The organism is Pseudomonas sp. TMW22080 (assembly GCF_022496745.1).
Lineage (GTDB): Bacteria > Pseudomonadota > Gammaproteobacteria > Pseudomonadales > Pseudomonadaceae > Aquipseudomonas > Aquipseudomonas bubulae.
Window position 1 is genome coordinate 114521 of record NZ_SCFF01000002.1, and the last position, 20139, is coordinate 134659.

At 58.6% G+C, this 20139-nt stretch carries 21 protein-coding genes; 13 read left to right on the forward strand and 8 right to left on the reverse strand.

Annotation, left to right across the window (positions count from 1 at the left end; translation table 11 throughout):
* Positions 1-48 precede the first annotated feature (48 nt).
* From lptB to EQV96_RS06890, 5 genes are read right to left on the reverse strand one after another with little or no spacing between them, the layout of a single operon-like run.
* Complete coding sequence (lptB, locus tag EQV96_RS06870; protein ID WP_095001140.1) at positions 49-774, reverse strand: LPS export ABC transporter ATP-binding protein; 726 nt, start codon at positions 772-774, stop codon at positions 49-51.
* Positions 774-1319, reverse strand: coding sequence for a lipopolysaccharide transport periplasmic protein LptA (gene lptA, locus EQV96_RS06875; RefSeq protein WP_095001141.1), 546 nt, complete (start codon positions 1317-1319; stop codon positions 774-776). Before lptA ends, lptB begins: the two co-directional genes overlap by 1 nt.
* Positions 1306-1878 (reverse strand): LPS export ABC transporter periplasmic protein LptC, encoded by a 573-nt coding sequence (gene lptC, locus EQV96_RS06880; RefSeq protein WP_095001142.1) that lies wholly within the window; start codon positions 1876-1878, stop codon positions 1306-1308. Before lptC ends, lptA begins: the two co-directional genes overlap by 14 nt.
* Before the next feature lie 8 nt (positions 1879-1886).
* Positions 1887-2411: an HAD family hydrolase gene (locus EQV96_RS06885; RefSeq protein ID WP_095001143.1), complete on the reverse strand. Its 525-nt coding sequence runs from the start codon at positions 2409-2411 to the stop codon at positions 1887-1889.
* On the reverse strand, positions 2411-3385 hold the full coding sequence (locus EQV96_RS06890) for a KpsF/GutQ family sugar-phosphate isomerase (RefSeq protein WP_095001144.1): 975 nt from the start codon (positions 3383-3385) through the stop codon (positions 2411-2413). Before EQV96_RS06890 ends, EQV96_RS06885 begins: the two co-directional genes overlap by 1 nt.
* Before the next feature lie 292 nt (positions 3386-3677).
* On the opposite strand from EQV96_RS06890, the gene EQV96_RS06895 reads away from it, so the two are divergent.
* From EQV96_RS06895 to hisC, 10 genes are all read left to right on the forward strand, one after another.
* Positions 3678-4487, forward strand: a complete 810-nt coding sequence (locus EQV96_RS06895; protein WP_095001145.1) for an ATP-binding cassette domain-containing protein — start codon at positions 3678-3680, stop codon at positions 4485-4487.
* Positions 4487-5284 (forward strand): lipid asymmetry maintenance ABC transporter permease subunit MlaE, encoded by a 798-nt coding sequence (mlaE, locus tag EQV96_RS06900; protein ID WP_095001146.1) that lies wholly within the window; start codon positions 4487-4489, stop codon positions 5282-5284. The genes EQV96_RS06895 and mlaE overlap by 1 nt, the downstream gene beginning before the upstream one ends.
* Positions 5284-5751: an outer membrane lipid asymmetry maintenance protein MlaD gene (gene mlaD / locus EQV96_RS06905; RefSeq protein WP_095018238.1), complete on the forward strand. Its 468-nt coding sequence runs from the start codon at positions 5284-5286 to the stop codon at positions 5749-5751. The genes mlaE and mlaD overlap by 1 nt, the downstream gene beginning before the upstream one ends.
* Positions 5752-5762: 11 nt before the next feature.
* The gene (locus EQV96_RS06910) at positions 5763-6422 is read left to right on the forward strand and encodes an ABC transporter substrate-binding protein (RefSeq protein ID WP_095001148.1); all 660 of its coding nucleotides are present in this window, start codon (positions 5763-5765) and stop codon (positions 6420-6422) included.
* Positions 6419-6724 (forward strand): STAS domain-containing protein, encoded by a 306-nt coding sequence (locus tag EQV96_RS06915; protein ID WP_095001149.1) that lies wholly within the window; start codon positions 6419-6421, stop codon positions 6722-6724. Before EQV96_RS06910 ends, EQV96_RS06915 begins: the two co-directional genes overlap by 4 nt.
* 115 nt (positions 6725-6839) lie before the next feature.
* Entirely contained in the window at positions 6840-7079 is a 240-nt protein-coding gene (locus tag EQV96_RS06920) for a BolA family protein (protein ID WP_003439919.1), read from the forward strand.
* Between the two features lie 31 nt (positions 7080-7110).
* On the forward strand, positions 7111-8376 hold the full coding sequence (murA, locus tag EQV96_RS06925) for a UDP-N-acetylglucosamine 1-carboxyvinyltransferase (protein WP_095001150.1): 1266 nt from the start codon (positions 7111-7113) through the stop codon (positions 8374-8376).
* A 181-nt stretch (positions 8377-8557) separates the two neighbouring features.
* Positions 8558-9193 carry an ATP phosphoribosyltransferase gene (hisG, locus tag EQV96_RS06930; RefSeq protein WP_016781809.1) on the forward strand — a complete coding sequence of 212 codons (636 nt, stop codon included), beginning with the start codon at positions 8558-8560 and terminating at the stop codon, positions 9191-9193.
* Positions 9194-9341: 148 nt separating this feature from the next.
* The gene (gene hisD / locus EQV96_RS06935) at positions 9342-10664 is read left to right on the forward strand and encodes a histidinol dehydrogenase (RefSeq protein WP_095001151.1); all 1323 of its coding nucleotides are present in this window, start codon (positions 9342-9344) and stop codon (positions 10662-10664) included.
* Between the two features lie 5 nt (positions 10665-10669).
* The gene (gene hisC, locus EQV96_RS06940; RefSeq protein WP_095001152.1) at positions 10670-11722 is read left to right on the forward strand and encodes a histidinol-phosphate transaminase; all 1053 of its coding nucleotides are present in this window, start codon (positions 10670-10672) and stop codon (positions 11720-11722) included.
* Between the two features lie 106 nt (positions 11723-11828).
* On the opposite strand, the gene algW is transcribed toward hisC, so the two are convergent.
* Positions 11829-12983: a Do family serine endopeptidase AlgW gene (gene algW, locus EQV96_RS06945; RefSeq protein WP_095001153.1), complete on the reverse strand. Its 1155-nt coding sequence runs from the start codon at positions 12981-12983 to the stop codon at positions 11829-11831.
* Between the two features lie 100 nt (positions 12984-13083).
* Here algW and EQV96_RS06950 point away from each other — a divergent pair, with 100 nt between their 5' ends.
* From EQV96_RS06950 to cysN, 3 genes are all read left to right on the forward strand, one after another.
* A complete protein-coding gene (locus EQV96_RS06950) occupies positions 13084-13842 on the forward strand; it encodes a Nif3-like dinuclear metal center hexameric protein (RefSeq protein WP_095001154.1) in 759 nt (252 codons plus the stop codon).
* 247 nt (positions 13843-14089) lie between these two features.
* A complete protein-coding gene (cysD, locus tag EQV96_RS06955) occupies positions 14090-15007 on the forward strand; it encodes a sulfate adenylyltransferase subunit CysD (protein ID WP_095001155.1) in 918 nt (305 codons plus the stop codon).
* Positions 15008-15016: 9 nt separating this feature from the next.
* Positions 15017-16915 carry a sulfate adenylyltransferase subunit CysN gene (gene cysN / locus EQV96_RS06960; protein WP_095024926.1) on the forward strand — a complete coding sequence of 633 codons (1899 nt, stop codon included), beginning with the start codon at positions 15017-15019 and terminating at the stop codon, positions 16913-16915.
* Positions 16916-17095: 180 nt separating this feature from the next.
* Here cysN and EQV96_RS06965 read toward each other — a convergent pair whose 3' ends face one another.
* Both EQV96_RS06965 and pta read right to left on the reverse strand, forming a co-directional pair.
* Entirely contained in the window at positions 17096-18001 is a 906-nt protein-coding gene (locus tag EQV96_RS06965; protein WP_095018235.1) for an acyltransferase, read from the reverse strand.
* A complete protein-coding gene (gene pta, locus EQV96_RS06970; protein ID WP_133144311.1) occupies positions 18002-20101 on the reverse strand; it encodes a phosphate acetyltransferase in 2100 nt (699 codons plus the stop codon).
* Positions 20102-20139: the final 38 nt, after the last annotated feature.

Genomic DNA, 20139 nt, shown 5'->3' on the forward strand with positions numbered 1-20139 from the left:
CGCATTTTTACTGCCCGGATGCCCTGGCTGCCCATGATGTGTCCGGGCTTACAGGCGGAACTCGTGACCCAGGTAAACTTCCCGCACCAACTTGTTGGCCAGAATCGTTTCAGCATCGCCTTCAGCGATCAATTGCCCGTCATTGACGATATAGGCCGTTTCGCAGATATCGAGGGTTTCACGGACATTGTGGTCGGTGATCAGCACGCCAATGCCCTTGGCTTTGAGGTGGTAGATGATTTGTTTGATGTCGCCCACCGAGATCGGATCGACACCGGCAAAGGGTTCGTCGAGCAGGATGAACTTGGGTGCCGTGGCCAGTGCGCGGGCAATTTCTACCCGACGGCGCTCACCGCCCGACAGGCTCATGCCCAGGTTGTCGCGAATATGGTTGATATGGAATTCCTGCAGCAGGCTTTCCAGCTCCTTGCGACGACCGGTCTTGTCGAGCTCCTTGCGGGTTTCGAGGATTGCCATGATGTTGTCGGCCACCGACAGCTTGCGAAAGATCGAGGCTTCCTGTGGCAAGTAACCGATACCGGCGCGTGCGCGACCATGCATGGGCTCGTGGCTGACGTCCAGGTCATCGATCAGTACGCGACCCTGATCGGCGTGCACCAGGCCGACAATCATGTAGAAACAGGTGGTTTTGCCCGCGCCGTTGGGGCCGAGCAGGCCCACGATTTGCCCGCTGTCGATCGACAGGCTGACATCACGTACTACCTGACGGCTCTTGTAGCTTTTGGCCAGATGCTGGGCTTTCAGAGTTGCCATTACTGGGCCTTCTGCTGGTCGGTTTTCTTCTTGGGCTGGATCACCATGTCGATGCGCGGGCGAGGTGCGGTGACATTGGCGCCATTGGCGCGACCGGCACTGGCAATTTGTTTTACCGTGTCGTAGACGATTTTCTCGCCCTCGGTGGTATTGCCGTCGTTGATCACTTTGGCCTTGTCAATCAGTACGATGCGGTTTTGTGGTGCATGGTATTGAATGGTGACGGCATAAGCCTGTACCGGTTTGGGGTCAGTGGCTTTTTGCAGTTGCTCGAAGTAGGCCAGGTTGCCGACGGATGTCACCACGTCGATTTCGCCTGCAGCATTACGGGTGATGGTGACGGTGTTGCCGGTGATTTTCATCGAGCCCTGGGTGATGATGACATCGCCCTTGTAGGTGGCAATACCTTGCTTGTCATCCAGTTGTGCCTCGTTGGCCTGGATGCGAATAGGTTGTTCGGTGTCGTTCGGCAGAGCCCAGGCGCTCACGCTTCCCAGTGCTGCGCTCAGGCTGAGCAATAAAGGGAGGGTTTTAACGAGACTCATACTGTCCTCTTACGTTGGACAGCAGGTCCATCCTGCCGTCTTTCAAATATGCTTTCATGCCCTTGCCAGTGGTTACGCCGCCAGCGCCGTCGATTCTAACGTCTCGCTCGGTCTGCGCATATTCCTTCTGGGGGAATACAGTCATACGGGTACTGGTAATAATGGTGGTGCGGTTTTTTTCGTCAGTGCGCGCGATGCGCACCGAATCGATAAGCTCGACCTCGGTGCCATCCGGGTTGACTTCACCGCGCTCGCTCTGCACGTTCCACGGGTAGGCCGTGCCGCGGTAGAGCTGCATTTTCGGTTGGGTCATCTGAGTGACCTCGGAAGCCTTCAAATGTTCAAGCTTCTCGGACGTCATGTCGTACTGCAGCTTGCCGTCAGGTAAAAACTGACGGCTGTGTGCATTGGTGGCGTAGTAGTCGATAGCGTTTTCATCCACCGCCAGGGTAGGGGCATTGAGAAAACGTTCCGGCCTGATATTCCAGTAGCCAGCAGCTGCAAACAGCGAGGCAATCACTGTAAACAGCACTATTTGGCGAATCTTTTTGCTCAGCATAGAAAGCTCTATAGGTAGGCGGCGTGGGCTGCGTCCAGGCTGCCCTGGGCACGCAGAATCAGCTCGCAGAATTCACGGGCGGCACCTTCGCCACCCCGCGCCCGGGTTACCCCGTGGGCGTGCTCGCGGACAAAGTCCGCAGCGTTGGCCACGGCCATGCCCAGACCTACCCGGCGGATAACCGGCAGGTCGGGCAAGTCATCTCCCAGGTAGGCAACCTGTTCATAGCTTAGGTTGAGTTGGCCAAGAAGCTCGTCCAGTACGACCAATTTGTCTTCGCGGCCCTGGTACAGATACGGGATGCCCAGGTTTTGTGCGCGACGCTCGACCACCGGGGTTTTGCGGCCGCTGATAATTGCCGTTTGCACACCGGCGGCCATAAGCATCTTGATGCCCTGGCCGTCGAGGGTATTGAAGGTCTTGAATTCGCTGCCATCTTCGAGGAAATACAGGCGGCCGTCGGTCAATACGCCGTCAACGTCAAAAATGGCCAGCTTGATGCCCTTGCCGCGCTTGAGAAGTTCCTGGGTCATTACATTACTCCTGCGCGTAGCAGATCGTGCATGTTCAAGGCGCCAACCGGACGATCTTGCTTGTCGACCACCACCAGCGCGCTGATTTTGTGGTCTTCCATGATTTTAAGGGCTTCGGCTGCCAGCATGTCGGCGCGGGCGGTTTTGCCGTGCGGGGTCATGACCGCGTCGATGGTGGCGTTGCGGATGTCGATTTCGCGGTCCAGGGTGCGGCGCAAGTCGCCGTCAGTAAAGATTCCGGCCAGTCGACCGTCCTCTTCTATGACGACGGTCATGCCCAGCCCCTTGTGGGTCATTTCCATCAACGCTTCCTTGAGCAATGTACCGCGCACGACTTGCGGCAGTTCATCACCAGAGTGCATGACGTTTTCCACTTTCAGCAATAGGCGTCGGCCCAGTGCTCCGCCGGGGTGGGAAAAGGCGAAATCTTCTGCAGTAAAACCGCGAGCTTCAAGCAGGGCAATAGCCAGTGCATCGCCCAGCACCAAGGTTGCCGTGGTGGACGAGGTCGGTGCCAGATTCAACGGGCAGGCTTCCTGGGCCACGCGGGCATCCAGGCTGACATCGGCGGCCTTGGCCAGCGGCGATTCGGGGTTGCCGGTCATGCTGATCAGCTTGATGCCCAGGCGCTTGATCAGTGGCAGCAGGGTGACGATTTCGGCGGTCGAGCCGGAGTTGGACAGTGCGAGGATAATGTCATCGCGGGTAATCATGCCCATGTCGCCGTGGCTGGCTTCTGCCGGGTGGACAAAAAAAGCCGTGGTGCCGGTGCTGGCCAGGGTTGCGGCAATTTTATTGCCGATGTGTCCTGACTTGCCCATGCCGACCACGACCACCCGGCCTTTACTGGCCAAAATCATCTCGCAAGCGCGTACGAAATCTGCGTCGATATGTGTCAGCAAGCCCTCTACGGCTTCCAGTTCGAGGCGGATGGTGCGTTGGGCGGATTGGATCAGGTCGCTGGATTGGCTCATGGTTGAAGTCGGGTAGCCTGAGAAAAGGCAACGATTATAGCGGTTATGTGGCGTTCCCTCACGCTTGATCGCTGTGCTTTATTGCATGTGCTTACAAAGTGCGCGTGTGTTTGCAGAAAAAACATCTTTATTTCACTGTACTGAGACTTAACCGGCACTCCTTCGGTCTTGGGCGGTCACTATGAGCAGTGGTATAGTTCGCCGCCAGTTCGGCCCGCCAGGGAACGCGTGCTTCTTCACAAGAAGTTTGGTGTCCGGGTGAGAGGCAGAGGCTGCATCGCAAGGAGTTTAGATGAGCGCCGATAACGCCTACGCGGTCGAGCTGAAGGGAGTGTCCTTCAAGCGCGGTACGCGCAGCATCTTCAATAATGTCGATATTCGCATCCCGCGTGGCAAGGTCACGGGGATCATGGGGCCGTCTGGCTGCGGCAAGACCACACTGTTGCGCCTGATGGGCATGCAACTGCGTCCCAACAGCGGCGAAGTGTGGGTCAACAATCAAAACCTGCCGGCCCTGTCGCGCAGTGATTTGTTTGATGCCCGCAAGCATATGGGCGTGTTGTTTCAGAGCGGTGCGCTGTTTACCGATCTGGACGTGTTCGAGAACGTTGCTTTCCCGTTGCGGGTGCATACCGAGCTGCCGGAAGAAATGATCCGTGACATCGTGCTGCTTAAATTGCAGGCGGTGGGCTTGCGCGGAGCTATCGACCTGATGCCCGACGAGTTGTCCGGCGGCATGAAACGCCGGGTGGCGCTGGCGCGGGCGATTGCCCTGGATCCGCAGATCCTGATGTATGACGAACCCTTCGTGGGGCAGGATCCCATTGCAATGGGCGTGCTGGTACGCCTGATTCGTTTGCTCAATGATGCGCTGGGCATTACCAGTATCGTGGTTTCTCACGATCTGGCTGAAACTGCGAGCATTGCCGACTATCTATATGTAGTCGGCGATGGCCAGGTGCTGGGGCAGGGCACGCCCGAAGAATTGATGAACGCCGATAACCCGCGCATTCGCCAGTTCATGACCGGCGACCCGGATGGCCCGGTTCCGTTCCACTTTCCGGCGTCGGACTACCGAACCGATCTACTGGGGAAGCGCTGATGCGCAAGATGTCATTAATGAGCCGTATCGGTCTGTTCGGCCGGGCCGGGATCGACACCGTTGCGGTACTGGGGCGTTCGGCAGTGTTCCTGTTTCATGCACTGCTGGGGCGTGGCGGTATCGGGGGCGGGTTTGGTTTGCTGGTCAGGCAGCTGCATTCGGTTGGCGTCATGTCGCTGGTCATTATCGTGGTGTCCGGCATATTTATCGGCATGGTACTGGCACTGCAAGGCTTCAGTATCCTGTCCAGCTATGGTTCGGAGCAGGCAGTGGGGCAGATGGTGGCCCTGACCCTGTTGCGCGAACTGGGTCCCGTGGTTACCGCCTTGCTGTTCGCCGGGCGCGCAGGGTCGGCGCTGACGGCTGAAATCGGCAACATGAAATCGACCGAGCAGTTGTCCAGCCTGGAAATGATCGGTGTTGATCCGCTCAAGTACATCATTGCGCCGCGGTTGTGGGCCGGGTTTATTTCCCTGCCTGTGCTGGCGATGATTTTCAGCGTGGTCGGGATCTGGGGTGGTTCGTGGGTTGCCGTGGACTGGCTCGGTGTCTACGACGGCTCCTACTGGGCCAACATGCAAAACAGCGTAACCTTCAGTGGTGACGTAATTAACGGGATCATCAAAAGCATCGTGTTTGCCTTTGTGGTGACCTGGATTGCCGTGTTTCAAGGTTATGACTGTGAGCCCACCTCAGAGGGGATCAGCCGTGCCACTACCAAGACCGTGGTGTATGCCTCACTGGCAGTCCTCGGGCTGGACTTTATATTGACCGCCTTGATGTTTGGAGATTTCTGATGCAAAACCGCACCATGGAAATCGGTGTCGGCCTGTTCCTGCTGGCTGGCATCCTGGCTTTGCTGTTGCTTGCCTTGCGGGTCAGCGGGCTGTCCCCGACGGCGAGCACTGACACCTACAAGCTCTATGCCAATTTCGACAATATTGCCGGGCTGACCGTGCGCGCCAAAGTCACCATGGCTGGCGTGACCATCGGCAAGGTGACAGCAATCGACCTGGACCGTGACAACTACATGGCCCGCGTCACATTGCAGCTCGAAAAAGCGGTGGATAACCTGCCTGTGGATTCGACAGCGTCTATCCTCACAGCAGGCCTGCTGGGCGAGAAATACATCGGCATCAGCGTGGGTGGCGAAGACGCGACCCTCAAGGACGGCGGCACCATTCACGACACGCAGTCGTCGCTGGTTCTTGAAGACCTGATCGGTAAATTCCTGCTCAATACCGTTAGCAAAGACGCCAAATAAGGAGCTTCCAGATGATTTCTCTCTTGCGCCGTGGCCTGCTGGTAATACTGGCCGCAGCCCTTCCTCTGGTGGCGAACGCCGCGCCGGGGCAGTCGGCCCATGACATCGTTTCAGATACCACGACAAGGTTGCTGGCCGACCTGGCTGCCAACAAGGAGCAATACAAACAAAGCCCAAGCAAGTTCTATGATGCCCTGAACGAAATCGTCGGCCCTGCAGTAGATGTTGATGGCATCTCCAAAAGCATCATGACGGTCAAGTACTCGCGCAATGCAACGCCTGCCCAGATGCAGCGCTTTCAAGAGAACTTCAAGCGCAGCCTGATGCAGTTCTACGGCAATGCCTTGCTTGAGTTCAAGAATCAGGGCATCACCGTTGGCCCGGCCAAGGACGAAAGCGGCGATCGCACCAGTGTCGACATGACCGTCAAGGGTGACAACGGCGCCATTTATCCATTGTCCTATACCCTTAACAAGGTCAACGGCGAGTGGAAAGTGCGTAACGTGATCATCAATGGCATCAATATCGGCAAGCTGTTCCGCGATCAGTTCGCCGATGCCATGCAGCGCAACGGCAACAACCTGGATAAAACCATCGACAACTGGGCGGGTGAAGTGGCCAAGGCCAAGCAGACCACTGATGCGGCATCGCCCAAGGCAGCCGGGCAATGAGTGAAGCGGCCATAACCCTGGCCGGCGAGAGCGAGCTACGCCTTAGTGGCGTGCTCGATTATCAGACTGGCCCCCGTTTGCGCACAGAAGGTCAGGCCCTGATCAAAAAAGCCCTGGCCAAAGAGCTGGTGGTTGACTGCTCGGGCGTTACCAAATCGAGCAGCGTCGGTTTGTCGCTGCTGCTGTGTTATATCCGTGATGCCCAGGCCCTGAACAAGCCATTGAGCATTCGTGCCATGCCCGAAGACATGCGCGAAATCGCCCAGGTTTCGGGTGTGACCGAGCTGCTGGCACATCATTAATCGCCACATTTAAATAAGCCCCCCTGTCAGAGTCCTGTTATGCGGGGTTCGCAGGCGCGGGGCTTTTTTGTATGATGGCCGACCCGTGCGCGTTAGGCGCCGATTGAGGTTGAGCATGCAGGCCGTAGAAGTGAAGAGCTTTCTTGAAGGAAAGCTGCCAGGAACCCAGGTAGAAGTTGAGGGCGAAGGCTGCAACTTTCAGTTGAACGTGATCAGTGACGAACTGGTGGCCCTGAGCCCGGTCAAACGTCAACAAAGCATCTATGCCCATTTGAACCCGTGGATCGCTGATGGCAGCATCCATGCGGTCACTATGAAATTCTTCAGCAGCGCGGCCTGGGCCGAGCGCACCTGAGCCCCCTGAGCCCATTGGCGTCGAGATTGTTATGGATAAATTGATTATTACCGGCGGTGCCCGCCTTGATGGCGAGATCCGCATTTCCGGGGCGAAGAACTCTGCCCTGCCGATCCTGGCAGCGACCCTGCTGTGCAATGGCCCGGTCACTGTAGCCAACCTGCCGCATTTGCATGACATCACCACCATGATCGAGCTGTTCGGTCGCATGGGCATTGAGCCGGTGATCGATGAAAAGCTCAGTGTCGAAATCAACCCGAACACCATCAAAACCCTGGTCGCGCCGTATGAGCTGGTGAAAACCATGCGCGCATCGATCCTGGTACTGGGGCCGATGGTTGCACGTTTCGGTTACGCTGAAGTTGCCTTGCCGGGCGGCTGCGCCATTGGCTCGCGTCCGGTTGACCTGCACATCCGCGGCCTTGAAGCCATGGGCGCAGTGATCGACGTTGAAGGTGGCTACATCAAGGCCAAGGCGCCTGAAGGCGGCTTGCGCGGTGCCAGCTTCTTCTTTGATACCGTCAGCGTGACCGGTACCGAGAACATCATGATGGCCGCAGCACTGGCCAACGGCCGCAGCGTATTGCAGAACTCTGCACGCGAGCCTGAAGTCGTCGACCTGGCCAACTTCCTGAACGCCATGGGCGCCAAGGTAAGCGGTGCTGGTACTGACACCATCACCATTGATGGCGTCAAAGAGCTGCATTCGGCGACTTACCGCGTCATGCCGGACCGTATTGAAACCGGTACTTACCTGGTAGCCGCTGCCGTCACCGGTGGCCGCGTGAAGGTCAAGGACACTGATCCGACCATCCTTGAAGCCGTCCTTGAGAAGCTCAAGGAAGCAGGCGCCGAGGTCACCACCGGTGAAGACTGGATCGAGCTGAACATGCACGGCAAACGCCCTAAAGCGGTGAACGTGCGTACTGCTCCGTACCCGGCGTTTCCGACCGACATGCAGGCGCAGTTCATCTCGCTCAACGCCATTGCCGAAGGCACGGGTGCAGTGATCGAGACGATCTTCGAAAACCGCTTCATGCACGTGTATGAACTGCACCGCATGGGCGCCAAGATCCAGGTTGAAGGCAACACTGCCATCGTGACCGGCACTGAAACCCTCAAGGGCGCGCCAGTAATGGCCACCGACCTGCGTGCTTCTGCCAGCCTGGTGATTTCGGCGCTGGTGGCGGAAGGCGATACCCTGATCGATCGCATCTACCACATAGACCGTGGTTACGAGTGCATCGAAGAAAAACTGCAAATGCTGGGCGCCAAAATCCGCCGCGTTCCGGGCTAGTTTTTGCTGTTTGGCATCATGGGCACAGGGATAGTGTCCAGCTGCCAGGTGACGTAACGGCCTGCAAGCGTTACCTTACCTGGCCTCGAATCGTTCAAGTCGAGCCTGATATCAGGCTCGATGCTTGTCCGGCGCCGATTGCGCACGGGCAAAAGTACCCTGATAAGGACTTACGTTTCCCATGTTGACCATTGCACTGTCCAAGGGCCGTATCCTTGACGACACCCTGCCGCTTCTGGCCGAAGCAGGCATTGTGCCGACCGAGAATCCGGACAAAAGCCGCAAGCTGATCATCCCGACCTCACAGCCTGACGTCCGCCTGCTGATCGTCCGTGCCACCGACGTGCCGACTTACGTTGAGCATGGTGCCGCCGACCTCGGTGTGGCCGGTAAAGACGTGCTGATGGAGTATGGTGGCCAGGGCCTGTACGAGCCGCTGGACCTGCAGATTGCCCAGTGCAAGCTGATGACCGCCGGTGCCATTGGTGTCGCTGAACCCAAGGGCCGCCTGCGCGTTGCGACCAAGTTCGTCAATGTCGCCAAGCGTTACTACGCCGAACAGGGCCGTCAGGTCGACATCATCAAGCTGTATGGCTCGATGGAGCTGGCCCCCCTGATTGGTCTGGCCGACAAGATCATTGACGTGGTCGATACCGGCAACACCTTGCGTGCCAATGGCCTGGAACCCCAGGAATTCATTGCCGCCATCAGCTCCCGCCTGGTGGTTAACAAGGCTTCGATGAAAATGCAGCACGCCCGTATTCAAGCCCTGATCGATACCCTGCGCAAAGCAGTGGAATCTCGACACCGCGGCTGACTCACCTGCGCGGCTTCAGGTCGCGCCCATCTATCCGCGTAATAGCCAGAAATCTCAGGTACCCACGCGGATGGCTTGGTAGTCTTGTGGTGCCTGAGCTGCGCAAAACCCTTATTCCAAGCATTCGCCCATTACCGAGGCCCTCGCTATGACCGCTCCCACTGCAATTCGCCGACTCAACGCTGCTGACCCGGACTTCGCGCAGCATCTGGATCATCTGCTGAGCTGGGAAAGTGTGTCTGACGACTCGGTCAACCAGCGTGTGCTCGACATCATCAAGGCTGTGCGTGAGCGGGGCGACGCTGCCCTGGTTGAGTTCACCCAGCGCTTTGACGGGCTTGAAGTGGCCTCGATGGCTGACCTGATCCTGCCGCGCGAGCGCCTGGAACTGGCCCTGACCCGCATCACTGCGCCACAACGTGAAGCACTGGAAACGGCCGCACAGCGCGTGCGCAGCTACCACGAGAAACAGAAACAGGACTCCTGGAGCTACACCGAAGCCGATGGCACGGTGCTGGGCCAGAAAGTCACGCCGCTGGATCGCGCCGGTCTGTACGTACCGGGTGGCAAGGCGTCGTACCCTTCGTCGGTGCTGATGAACGCGATTCCGGCCAAGGTTGCCGGCGTGACCGAAGTGGTGATGGTCGTGCCGACCCCGCGTGGCGAAATCAATGAACTGGTGCTGGCTGCCGCCTGCATTGCGGGCGTTGACCGGGTGTTCACCATTGGTGGCGCACAAGCGGTTGCGGCATTGGCTTATGGCACCGAAAGCGTACCCAAAGTCGACAAGGTGGTAGGCCCGGGCAATATCTACGTCGCGACCGCCAAGCGCCATGTATTTGGCCAGGTAGGCATCGACATGATTGCCGGCCCTTCGGAGATCCTCGTCGTGTGCGACGGCCAGACCGACCCGGACTGGATTGCCATGGATCTGTTCTCCCAGGCCGAGCACGATGAAGACGCGCAAGCGATTCTGGTTAGCCCTGATGCCGAGTTCCTCGACAAGGTGGCGGCTAGCATCGCCAAACTGCTGCCGACCATGGAGCGGGCCGAAATCATCGAAACCTCGATCAATGGTCGTGGTGCGCTGATTCTGGTGAACGACATGCAGCAGGCTATCGACGTGGCCAACCGCATTGCTCCGGAACACCTGGAGCTATCGGTGGCAGACCCGCAAGCCTGGTTGCCGCAGATCCGCCACGCCGGTGCAATCTTTATGGGTCGTCACACCTCAGAGGCGCTGGGCGACTACTGCGCAGGGCCTAATCACGTACTGCCGACTTCCGGTACGGCGCGTTTTTCGTCACCGCTTGGCGTTTATGATTTCCAGAAGCGCTCCTCGATTATCTTCTGCTCCGAGCAGGGTGCTTCCGACCTGGGCAAAACCGCTTCGATTCTCGCTCGCGGCGAATCGCTGACCGGTCACGCCCGCAGTGCTGAATACCGCATCCTCGCCGACAAACAGGGGTAACAAGTATGAGCAAGTTCTGGAGCCCATTCGTTAAAGCCCTGGTGCCTTATGTGCCGGGTGAACAACCGAAGCTGACCAAACTGGTCAAGCTCAACACCAACGAAAACCCCTATGGGCCTTCGCCTAAAGCGCTGGCAGCGATGCAGGCCGAAATCAATGACAACCTGCGTTTATACCCCGACCCGAACAGCGACCTGCTTAAGCAGGCGGTGGCCGAGTATTACGGTGTGCAGACCAATCAGGTGTTTTTGGGCAACGGCTCGGACGAAGTGCTGGCCCATGTTTTCAATGGCCTGTTCCAGCACGACAAACCGCTGCTGTTTCCGGATATAAGTTACAGTTTTTATCCGGTTTACTGCGGGCTGTATGGCATCGAGTTTGACGCCATAGCACTGGATGAGCAGTTCCAGATCCAGCCTGCGGACTACACCCGGGCCAATGGCGGGATCATCTTCCCCAACCCCAATGCACCGACCGGTTGCCTGCTGGCGCTGGAGGCCATCGAACAGATCCTCAAGGCCAACCCTGATTCGGTGGTCGTGGTGGATGAAGCGTATATCGACTTTGGCGGCGAAACGGCCATCAGCCTGGTGGACCGTTATCCGAACCTGCTGGTCACCCAGACCCTGTCCAAGTCGCGCTCCCTGGCCGGTTTGCGTGTCGGCCTGGCGGTGGGCCATCCGGATCTGATCGAAGCGCTGGAGCGAATCAAGAACAGCTTCAACTCCTATCCGCTTGATCGTATCGCCATTGTTGGCGCAGCGGCAGCGTTTGCCGACCGCGAATATTTCCAACAGACCTGCCAGTGGGTGATCGACAGTCGCGAGCAAGTGGTCGCGCAGTTGCAGGCGCTGGGCTTTGAAGTGCTGCCATCGGCCGCGAACTTTATCTTCGCCCGTCACCCGGAACACGATGCGGCGGCGTTGGCGGCCAAGTTGCGTGATCAGGGGGTGATCGTGCGTCACTTCAAGCAACTGCGCATTGCCCAGTTCCTGCGCATCAGCATCGGCACGCCGGAGCAGAATGCGGCGTTGATTGAAGGGTTGTCAGACTTGTAACCGCTGCCCTCTCCCGGAGGGAGAGGGGACTAAAGCAAGAGCAGTATTCGCGCAGCACCACAAATCGGCCCCCTCTCCCTTTAGGAGAGGGCTGGGGTGAGGGTTTTCAGTCGTTCTGCGGCGGCTGCTCTTGCGGCGGTCGCAGGCCCACTGCGGCGGTGAGCTTGAGCTCTTTGCCGTTGCGCATGACCTGTATGGTGATTTTGTCCGAAGGTTTGATCCGCGCCACCTGATTCATCGAACGACGGCCATCGCTGGCGGGTTCGCCATCAATGCTCAGAATCACGTCTCCCAGTTGCAAACCGGCTTTTTGCGCCGGGCCATCACGGAAAATCCCTGCCACAACAATTCCCGGACGACCACTGAGGCCAAACGACTCGGCCAGCTCCTGGGTCAACGGCTGCACTTCAATGCCCAGCCAGCCGCGAATCACCTGGCCGTGCTCGATGATCGACTTCATGACTTCCATGGCCAGATTGATCGGGATCGCAAAACCGATGCCCTGTGAGCCGCCGGACTTGGAGAAAATCGCGGTGTTGATGCCGGTCAGGTTACCGTTGGCATCCACCAGCGCGCCGCCCGAGTTACCCGGGTTGATCGCGGCATCCGTCTGGATAAAGTCTTCGTAGTTGTTCAGGCCCAACTGGTTGCGCCCGGTGGCACTGATAATGCCCATGGTGGTGGTCTGGCCAACGCCAAACGGGTTGCCGATCGCCAGGGCGATATCACCGATGCGCAGGGTGTCCGAGCGGCCGATGGTAATTGCAGGCAGGTTTTTCAGGTCGATCTTCAGTACTGCCAGGTCCGTTTCCGGGTCGCTACCAATAACCCGTGCATGTGTTTCGCGGCCGTCCTTGAGTGCCACCACAATCTGGTCGGCACCTGCGACTACATGGTTATTGGTCAGTAAATAGCCCTCGGGGCTCATCAGCACTGCCGAACCCAGGCTGGACTCCATACGACGCTGTTTAGGCTCGTTGTTGCCGAAAAAGTGACGGAACTGCGGGTCTTCAAACAATGGGCGGGCGTTTTTGTTCACCACCTTGGTGGTGTACAAGTTGGCCACGGCAGGCGCGGCGCGCACCACTGCATCGGCGTAGGTCACGGGACCCTGCTGCATGTAACTGGTTTGCGGGGCTTGTTGCAGATTAACGTCCAGGCTCGGCAGCCCAACCCATTGCGGGTAACGCTGAATAATCAGCAAAGCGATAAGCACGCCAGCCAGCAACGGCCAGCCAAAGAAACGCAAAGCCTTAAACATTGAACTCAGTCCTGAAGGTTGCAGAGCCATTCTGACGGCCCATAATGACGCCATTATACGAGGGCCGCCCGGCTCTGAACGCTATATTTAGGAGTCTTTTATGGCTGTCTCCCTGAGCACGCTGGTAGAAGAGGCAAATCGTTACCTCAACTGTGCCGCCATCGGCGATTACTGCCCCAATGGCTTGCAAGTCGAAGGCCGCCCGCAGGTGATGCGTATAGTCAGTGGCGTGACCGCCAGCCAGGCATTGCTGGATGCCGCAGTCGAGGCCCAGGCTGATCTGGTGCTGGTGCATCACGGCTACTTCTGGAAAGGCGAAGACCCGTGCGTTACCGGTATGAAGCAGCGCCGCCTGAAAACCCTGCTCAAGCACGATATCAGCCTGCTGGCCTACCACTTGCCGCTGGATCTGCATCCAGAAGTGGGCAACAACGTGCAATTGGCCCGGCAGCTGGATATCACCGTCGAAGGTCCGCTGGAACCGGGCAATTCGAAAGTGGTGGGGCTGGTGGGTTCCTTGGCCGAGCCTGTAACGGCCCGCGATTTTGCCCGCCGTGTGCAAGAAGCGCTGGGCCGTGAGCCGTTGCTGATTGAAGGCAGCGAAATGATCCGTCGCGTGGGCTGGTGTACCGGTGGCGGGCAGGGCTTTATCGATCAGGCGGTACAGGCGGGGGTTGATCTGTACCTGAGTGGCGAAGCGTCAGAGCAGACTTTCCATAGTGCCAGGGAAAACGACATCAGCTTTATTGCCGCAGGCCATCACGCCACCGAACGTTATGGCGTGCAAGCCCTGGGGGATTACCTGGCGCGGCGCTTCGCCCTGGAACACCTGTTTATCGATTGCCCGAATCCGATCTGAGCATTGGAGTTGAACCCTGTGGGAGCGGGCTTGCTCGCGATCGAATCAACGCGTTCTTGCTGTATAACCGCATTGCCTGCATCGCGAGCAAGCCCGCTCCCACATGGAGTAATCGCCCAAACTCCGAGGTCTATTCTTAGACCGTTTCGATCTAGTTGGTGCCATCTATAGAAGAGGGTGCTGTGCTAGCATTCGCCCCTCGAACACGGCCCGCAGGCCGTTCATAAGATAGCTTTCGTGAGTAGCCATGGTCGACAAACTGACGCACCTGAAACAGCTGGAGGCGGAAAGCATCCACATCATCCGCGAGGTGGCCGCCGAGTTCGATAACCCGGTGATGCTGTACTCGATCGGTAAAGATTCCGCCGTGATGCTGCACCTTGCTCGCAAGGCGTTTTTCCCTGGCAAGCTGCCGTTTCCGGTGATGCATGTCGATACCCAGTGGAAATTCCAGGAGATGTACAGCTTTCGCGACAAGATGGTCGCCGAGCTGGGCCTGGACCTGATCACTCACGTCAACCCGGACGGCGTGGCACAAGGGATTAACCCTTTCACCCACGGCAGCGCCAAGCATACCGATATCATGAAGACCGAGGGCCTGAAGCAGGCTCTGGACAAATACGGTTTTGATGCCGCCTTTGGTGGTGCGCGTCGCGATGAAGAAAAATCCCGTGCCAAAGAGCGCGTGTATTCCTTCCGTGACAGCAAGCACCGCTGGGACCCGAAAAATCAGCGGCCCGAGTTGTGGAACGTCTACAACGGCAACGTCAACAAAGGCGAATCGATTCGCGTGTTCCCGTTGTCGAACTGGACCGAGCTGGATATCTGGCAGTACATCTACCTCGAAGGCATCCCGATTGTGCCGCTGTACTTCGCCGCAGAACGCGAAGTGATCGAGAAGAACGGCACGCTGATCATGATCGACGACGAGCGCATCCTTGAGCACCTGTCTGATGAAGACAAGGCGCGTATCGTCAAGAAAAAGGTCCGTTTCCGGACGCTTGGCTGCTACCCGCTGACCGGCGCGGTGGAGTCCGAGGCTGAAACCCTGACCGACATCATCCAGGAAATGCTCCTGACGCGAACTTCCGAGCGCCAGGGCCGAGTCATCGATCACGATGGCGCAGGCTCGATGGAAGATAAAAAACGTCAAGGTTATTTCTAAGGGGTTGTCATGTCGCACGTATCTGATTTGATCAGCGAGGACATCCTCGCCTACCTGGGCCAGCACGAACGCAAAGAAATGCTGCGTTTCCTGACCTGTGGCAACGTCGACGACGGCAAGAGCACCCTGATCGGGCGCTTGCTGCACGACTCCAAGATGATCTACGAAGACCATCTGGAAGCCATTACCCGCGACTCGAAAAAAAGCGGTACCACAGGCGACGATATCGACCTGGCGCTGCTGGTAGACGGCCTGCAAGCTGAGCGCGAGCAGGGTATTACCATCGACGTGGCTTATCGTTATTTCTCCACCGCCAAGCGCAAATTCATCATTGCCGACACCCCTGGCCATGAGCAGTACACCCGCAACATGGCCACCGGTGCATCGACCTGTGACCTGGCGATCATTCTGGTGGATGCCCGTTACGGCGTGCAGACCCAGACCCGTCGCCACAGCTTTATTGCTTCGTTGCTGGGCATCAAGCATATCGTCGTGGCCATCAACAAGATGGACCTCAAGGGTTTCGACGAGGGTGTGTTCGAGTCGATCAAGGCCGACTACCTGAAGTTCGCCGAAGGCTTGAAGATGAAGCCTACCAGCCTGCACTTTGTGCCGATGTCCGCCCTTAAAGGCGACAACGTGGTGAACAAGTCCGAGCGCTCGCCGTGGTACACCGGCCAGTCGCTGATGGAAATCCTCGAAACCGTGGAAGTGGCGGCCGACCGCAACCTCACCGACCTGCGCTTCCCGGTGCAGTACGTGAACCGTCCGAACCTGAACTTCCGTGGTTTTGCCGGTACCCTGGCCAGCGGCATCGTGCACAAGGGCGATGAAATCGTCGTATTGCCGTCGGGCAAGAGCAGCCGGGTCAAATCCATCGTTACCTTTGAAGGTGAGCTGGAACACGCAGGCCCGGGCCAGGCAGTTACGCTGACCATGGAAGACGAGATCGACATCTCCCGTGGCGACCTGTTGGTGCATGCCGACAATGTGCCGCTGGTGACTGACAACTTCGAAGCCATGCTGGTGTGGATGGCTGAAGAGCCGATGCTGCCGGGCAAGAAGTACGACATCAAGCGCGCCACCAGCTATGTACCGGGTTCGATTGCCAGCATCATCAACAAGGTCGATGTGAACACCCTGGAAGAGGGCCCGGCCAGCGCCTTGCAACTGAACGAGATCGGCAAGGTCAAGATCAGCCTCGATGCACCGATCGCCCTGGACGGCTACGCCAGCAACCGCACCACCGGTTCGTTTATCATCATCGACCGTTTGACCAATGGCACTGTCGGTGCCGGGATGATCGTCGCGCAGCCGTTGAGTCATGGCAGCGCGACCCATCATGGCAAACTGGCGCATGTGGCGGTTGAAGAGCGTGCCCAGCGCTTTGGCCAGCAGCCCGCCACAGTGCTGTTCAGCGGCCTGTCCGGCGCCGGCAAGAGCACTCTGGCCTATGCTGTTGAGCGCAAGCTGTTCGACATGGGTCGTGCGGTGTTTGTACTCGATGGTCAGAACCTGCGCCATGACCTGAACAAGGGGCTGCCACAGGATCGTGCCGGTCGTACGGAAAACTGGCGTCGTGCCGCTCACGTGGCGCGTCAGTTTAACGAAGCGGGCTTGCTGACATTGGCCGCGTTCGTGGCACCGGATGCCGAAGGCCGTGAACAGGCGAAGGCGCTGATCGGCAGCGACCGTCTGCTTACCGTGTATGTGCAGGCATCCCCGGCCGTATGCGCCGAGCGAGACCCGCAAGGTTTGTATGCGGCGGGTGGCGACAATATTCCGGGTGAGTCCTTCCCGTATGACGTGCCGTTGAATGCCGACCTGGTGGTCGACACGCAAACGCTGTCACTGGAAGAAAGCGTCAAGCAGGTGCTGGACCTGTTGCGTCAACGCGGCGCAATTTAAGCCGCACTAAAAAGCCCGCCACCGAGTGATCGGTGGCGGGCTTTTTGTTGGGCGCTGTATTTTTCCCCAGCCCTCTCCCGAGGGAGAGGGAGCTGATTTGTGGTGTTGTACAGGTCTGCTTTTGCCTTTAGTCCCCTCTCCCTTTGGGAGAGGGTTAGGGTGAGGGGCTTTTGATCTTCTTCACTGTGCCGGATAGTCCCGATGCAACTGCTCCAGCAAGCGGTCCTTCTCTTCCCAGAGCTGGTTGATCCAGCCCTGGAACGCCAGGCGGTACTCCGGGTCCTGGTCGTAGTTCTTGCCCAGGAATTCATCGGGTATTTGCAGCTCTTCAAACACCACGACTACGTCCTTCACATTGCCGCACAACAAGTCCCAGTACCCCGGACGCCCGCCCGGGTAGTGGATGGTCACGTTGACGATTGATTTCAGCTGTTCGCCCATCGCGTCCAGGACGAAGGCGATACCGCCGGCCTTGGGCTTGAGCAGGTAGCGAAACGGCGAGTTCTGTTGCGCATGCTTGGCTTCGGTGAAGCGCGTGCCTTCGACGAAGTTGAAGATGCCCACCGACTGGTTCTTGAATTTGGCGCAGGTCTTGCGCGTAGTTGCCAGGTCAGCGCCTTTCTTTTCCGGGTGCCTGGCCAGGTACGCCTTCGAATAGCGTTTCATAAACGGAAAGCCCAGTGCCCACCACGCCAGGCCAATCACCGGAACCCAGATCAGTTCCTGTTTAAGGAAGAACTTCAGCGGACGGATGCGTTTGTTAAGCACATATTGAAGCACCATGATGTCAACCCAGCTCTGGTGGTTGCTGGTCACCAGATACGAGTGCTCATAGTCCAGCCCTTCAAGGCCTTTGATATGCCAGCGGGTCTTGCGTATCAGGTCCATCCAGCGGTTGTTGTTGCCGACCCAGGCTTCGTGGATCCGGCGCATCAATTCGTCGGTCAGCCGTTGCGCCGCCGGGAACGGCAGGCACAGCTTGAAAATCGCGACGATAAACAACGGCGTGCAACACAGGATGGTGTTGATCGCCAGCAGCAGTGAAGCGATGACGCCGCGTATCGGCGCAGGCAGAAAGTCCAGCATTTACACATCCATAGGTCGGTTGGCGGCTTGAATCGCCGTAAGGGCGATGGTGTAGACGATATCGTCCACTTGTGCGCCGCGAGGCAGATCGTTTACCGGTTTGCGCAGGCCCTGCAGCATCGGCCCCAGGCTGACGCAGTCGGCGCTGCGCTGTACGGCTTTGTGCGTGGTGTTGCCGGTATTGAGGTCGGGGAACACAAATACCGTGGCCCGGCCCGCCACCTGGCTGTTGGGCGCCAGTTGCCTGGCCACCACTTCGTTGGCTGCTGCGTCGTATTGCAACGGGCCGTCGATCAGCAGCGCATGTTGCGCTTCGTGCGCCAGAAGGGTGGCTTCGCGGACTTTTTCGACTTCTTCACCGCTGGCCGATTCGCCGCTGGAGTAGCTGATCATGGCCACCCGTGGCGTGATGCCGAAGGCAGCGGCAGAGTCGGCACTTTGCAGGGCGATCTCAGCCAGTTCAGTGGCGCTCGGGTGCGGGTTCATGACGCAGTCGCCATACACCAGCACCTGCTCGGGGAACAACATGAAGAACACGGATGACACCAGCGTACAGCCCGGCGCGGTTTTGATCAGTTGCAGGGCAGGGCGGATGGTGTTGGCGGTGGAGTGGATCACCCCTGAAACCAGGCCGTCGACCTCATCCAGCGCCAGCATCATGGTACCAATCACCACCGGGTCTTCCAGTTGTTGCTCGGCCATCGGCGCGTTGAGGCTTTTGGTTTTGCGCAGGGCCACCATCGGTTCGACGTACCGGCCGCGGATCAGGTCCGGGTCAAGAATCTCCAGTCCTTCGGGCAGTTCAAAACCGTGGGCCTTGGCCACTGCCTGGACTTCTTCGGGCTTGGCCAGCAATACACAACGGGCGATACCGCGTGCCTGGCAAATGGCCGCAGCCTGTACGGTCAGGGGTTCGCTGCCTTCGGGCAGGACAATGCGCTTGTTGGCCTGCTGGGCACGCTGGATCAACTGATAGCGAAAAACTGCAGGGGTGAGGCGCATTTCGCGGGGTGTACCGCAGCGCTGGTGCAGCCAGTGGGCATCGAGGTGGCTGGCGACGAAATCAGTGATGATTTCCGCGCGCTCGCGGTCATCGATGGGAATTTCCTTGTTCAGGCCGTTGAGACGGTTGGCGGTGTCGTACGAGCCGGTACTCACCGACAGCACCGGCAGCCCGGCCTGCAGGGCGCCACGGCAGAGTTCCATCAGGCGTGGGTCGGGCTGGGTGTCGCTGGTCAGCAGCAGGCCGGCCAGCGGGACGCCGTTCATGGCAGCGAGGCTCACGGCCAGGATAATGTCGTCGCGATCTCCCGGGGTAACCACCAGCACGCCCGGTTTGAGCAGTTGCAGGGTGTTGAGCACCGTGCGTGCGCAGAGGATGATTTTCGACATGCGACGGGTTTCATAGTCCCCGGCATTGAGCACCTGGGCTCCCAGCAATTCGGCCACATCGCGGGTGCGTGGAGCATTCAGCTCGGGCTGAAAGGGAATGCAGCCCAGTAACTTGAAATCACCACTGCGCAGCAGCGGCGAATGCTCTTTGAGGCGTGCCGCAAAAGCGTCCATGCTTTCGTCGGTGCGCACCTTGTTGAGGATCACGCCCAGCACTTTCGGGTCTTTTGGCCCGCCAAACAGCTGGGCCTGCAACTCCACCCGACCCGACAGCTCGGTCAGCACTTCGTTTTCCGGGGCCGAGACCAGGATCACTTCAGCATCCAGGCTCTTGGCCAGGTGCAGGTTGACCCGTGCCGCGTAGCTGGCCGTGCGGGTGGGCACCATGCCTTCGACAATCAGCACGTCCTTGCCGATGGCCGCTTGTTGATAGAGGTTGATGATTTCTTCGAGCAACTCATCGAGCTGGCCGTCACCCAGCATGCGCTCGACATGGGCCAGGCCCAGTGGGGTAGGCGGCTTGAGGCCGTGGGTGCGGGCCACCAGTTCAGTGGAGCGCTCCGGCCCCAAATCCCCCGGGTGCGGCTGGGCAATGGGCTTGAAAAACCCGACTTTAAGCCCGGCGCGCTCAAGAGTGCGAACCAGGCCCAGGCTAATGGATGTCAGACCCACACCAAAATCGGTGGGCGCGATAAAGAAAGTTTGCATGCGAGCTTCCTGACGTGGCAGTGCAAGGGCAACACCCT